Genomic DNA, 2,654 nt, shown 5'->3' with positions numbered 1-2,654 from the left:
GAAGCAGTTGAACACCTGGGTCAGTTTTCAGTCGGCAGAACAGCCTCTACTGGGTCAGTTTTCGGTCAGCGGCAACAGATTAACCATGTTGCTGGCTTGCCACCAACACCGCTCAAGGTACGGGTGGACATTTCCCCGGAAATTTTCGAAAAGGTCGCTTTGGATGACAGTGTGTTCGTTTTCGTACAGACGCTATCGGGCTCCAAGGTACCTCTCGCTACCATACGACTTAAGGTCTCAAGTCTGCCGGCCGAGGTGGAGTTTTCAGGCGCTGATGCAATAGTTACCAGCAACACCTTATCGCAGACAGCCGCGATTCAAGTGACTGCTAGGGTCTCTAGGGGAGGGAAGAGTAGGTCGGGGGAATGGTTGGGCCGAAGCTCGACGACATTAAATTCGAAGAGCGCTAGGCTGAAGCTTACGATCAACCTTCCGGATATCTGATCGACTGCACCGCAAAGTGCTGTTGCCAGGTACTGTAAAATAGAAGAGTGAGCACTTGATTTGCTGGTGCTTTCAAACAACGGTGTTGTTTTTTTAACAGCCGAACTGGAAAGGGAGGCTGAGCTGCTCAGTGATCACTTTATCCGTTGGCTGATTTACGCCGGCATGTTCGCTACAGGCACTGAACGACAACGCAGATGGTATGGTCTGTGCGTTCTGACTCGTCAAGGATCGGCCAATGGATCGTTTGTCTAATTTGCTCTCGCGGTTCGGCGTGCGGGCCAATCTGTTCTATGACGGCGACCTATGCGGCTCTGCATCTTACGATGGCGCCGAGCGGCGAGGTTATATCCATCTGCTTCAGGCCGGCAGCGTGACGTTGCTTGGTCCCGATCGCAAGGATTTGCAGCTCACTCGCCCTAGCTTGATTTTTATGCCACGCCCCGCCAAGCATCAATTGTTTGCGGGTGAGTCCGATGGCGCAAAGTTGTTGTGTGCTTCCATGGAGTTTGAGGGCGGAATTGATAATCCTTTGTCGGCTTCATTACCGGACTGTTTGGTGCTCGCACTCGATGATCTGCCCATGCTGGCAGACACGTTGGAGTGGATGTTTGCCGAGGCGGCAAATGTGCATTGTGGAAGGGAAGCCGCGCTTGAGCGCTTATTTGAGCTCCTAATCATTCTGTTGCTCCGTTACCTGCTCGATCATCACCAGTTGCGCACCGGAATGATGGCTGGACTGGCCGACATGCGGCTTGCCCGATCGCTTTTACAGATGCACAACTCCCCGGAACATGCCTGGTCAATAGCAGAGCTGGCCAGTGAGTCAAATATGTCACGCGCTGCGTATGCCGTGCATTTCAAGAGTGTCATCGGACAGACGCCTGCTGATTATTTGTTGAGTTGGCGAGTTAGCCTGGCTCAGAAGCTGATGCGAGAAGGGCGCTCGATTACGCTGATTGCAGCTCAAGTCGGCTACGAAAGTCCTTCGGCGCTGTCTCGCGCATTTAGACGCAAGACGGGGTTGAGCCCTCGTGACTGGTTGAAAGATCTGGCGGGGGAAAATGATGGCAAAAAGGCCTAAGGCATTACTGCCTTAAGCCATTGAAAAAATTATGCATTAATTTTACGTTTTTCCAGTTCAACCAGCGAATGGCCTGCCACAAATATCGAAACAGCAAGCAACCCTAAGTCTTTAAGCAGAAACTGACCTGGCGCAACGGAAATCGCCGGAAACCCTAAACTAGGCTCAATGACGCCCGGAGTGGAAAACATAAAGCTAAGGGTTGTGAAGAACAGGCCTGCAGACAGAGCGCCTCCTACCACGGATAGTTTGGGCGACAGCATGCGGCCTGCGATCAGAGTGCCGATCGAAATCTCTAGTATGCCGAGCAGGCTGGAGAACATGTCGACCGAAAAAATGCTATACACCCATCCCAAAAGCGGGCTGTTGCTCACCAGTGGAACCAGGCCCTCGGCCTCGTAGTGGGTAAATTTCATGCCGCCGAACCAGAAGTAAATAATAGCGAGAGCCAAGTACGCGCCATAGATACCTAGCCCCATAGTTTTGGTTCCAAGCGTTAAGTGGGCCTGTACGCTGGACTTCGAGTTTTCAATGCCTATGGTTTTCATGTCTGAGCTTCCAGTAGTGAGTGAGAGTGTGTTGGCTGCCGAACGCCGTATGCGTTGGCGATGAGATGATTATGGCTGGCATCTCTAATCAAGAGGCATCAGAAAGTATTGATTTCAGTGCAGATCGTCTTGGGCGGTGCAATTCGCGATGAAGGGATCGCCGTGGAGAGCGATGAGTGCACTATTTCGATAAAGGAGTCGTTTTACATAGGTCGATGAAGCGCGTTGCGGCATCGCCTACTGTCATTTCTCAAATCTGACTATGGGGCTTGGGGCGAAGGGCGGCACTGACTAGGCTTAGAACAGCTACCAACTAGCCGCGCGGCCGCGATGCACAAAGAATGGTAACTGAGCCGTGAGTGCGGTGGGCGCCCGCATTTATTTCCAAACCCTACAGATACATCGATCTTCGACTTCAACCGGGCAGATAGCTGTTGCAGCAAGCCTATCAATCGACTTTGACGTGTTAAAGAGGATAGGTTTTCCAGGGTTGGGGAACAGCCAATGTCATCAACTTTGGAAATTATCCATAAATATCATATAATTAGCGCTCAAATCAGTGCATGGGAGAAGCCCTT

Annotated in this window: 3 protein-coding genes; 2 read left to right on the top strand and 1 reads right to left on the bottom strand. The window is 51.6% G+C overall.

Annotated elements, in window-relative coordinates; genetic code table 11:
• Positions 1-123: 123 nt before the first annotated feature.
• Positions 124-444: a c-type cytochrome biogenesis protein CcmI/CycH gene (locus AAEZ08_RS22615; RefSeq protein WP_032677089.1), complete on the top strand. Its 321-nt coding sequence runs from the start codon at positions 124-126 to the stop codon at positions 442-444.
• Between the two features lie 238 nt (positions 445-682).
• Positions 683-1,528 carry an AraC family transcriptional regulator gene (locus AAEZ08_RS22610; protein ID WP_003464995.1) on the top strand — a complete coding sequence of 282 codons (846 nt, stop codon included), beginning with the start codon at positions 683-685 and terminating at the stop codon, positions 1,526-1,528.
• Between the two features lie 29 nt (positions 1,529-1,557).
• Here AAEZ08_RS22610 and AAEZ08_RS22605 read toward each other — a convergent pair whose 3' ends face one another.
• Positions 1,558-2,076 carry a YkgB family protein gene (locus AAEZ08_RS22605; protein ID WP_003464991.1) on the bottom strand — a complete coding sequence of 173 codons (519 nt, stop codon included), beginning with the start codon at positions 2,074-2,076 and terminating at the stop codon, positions 1,558-1,560.
• Between the last annotated feature and the right edge of the window lie 578 nt (positions 2,077-2,654).

The sequence above is a fragment of the Pseudomonas sp. E45-MNA-CIBAN-0222 genome (genome assembly GCF_040310405.1).
Taxonomy (GTDB): domain Bacteria; phylum Pseudomonadota; class Gammaproteobacteria; order Pseudomonadales; family Pseudomonadaceae; genus Stutzerimonas; species Stutzerimonas stutzeri_AC.
Note: the sequence above shows the minus strand (reverse complement) of the source record. Positions and strands in the feature narration are given on the sequence as shown.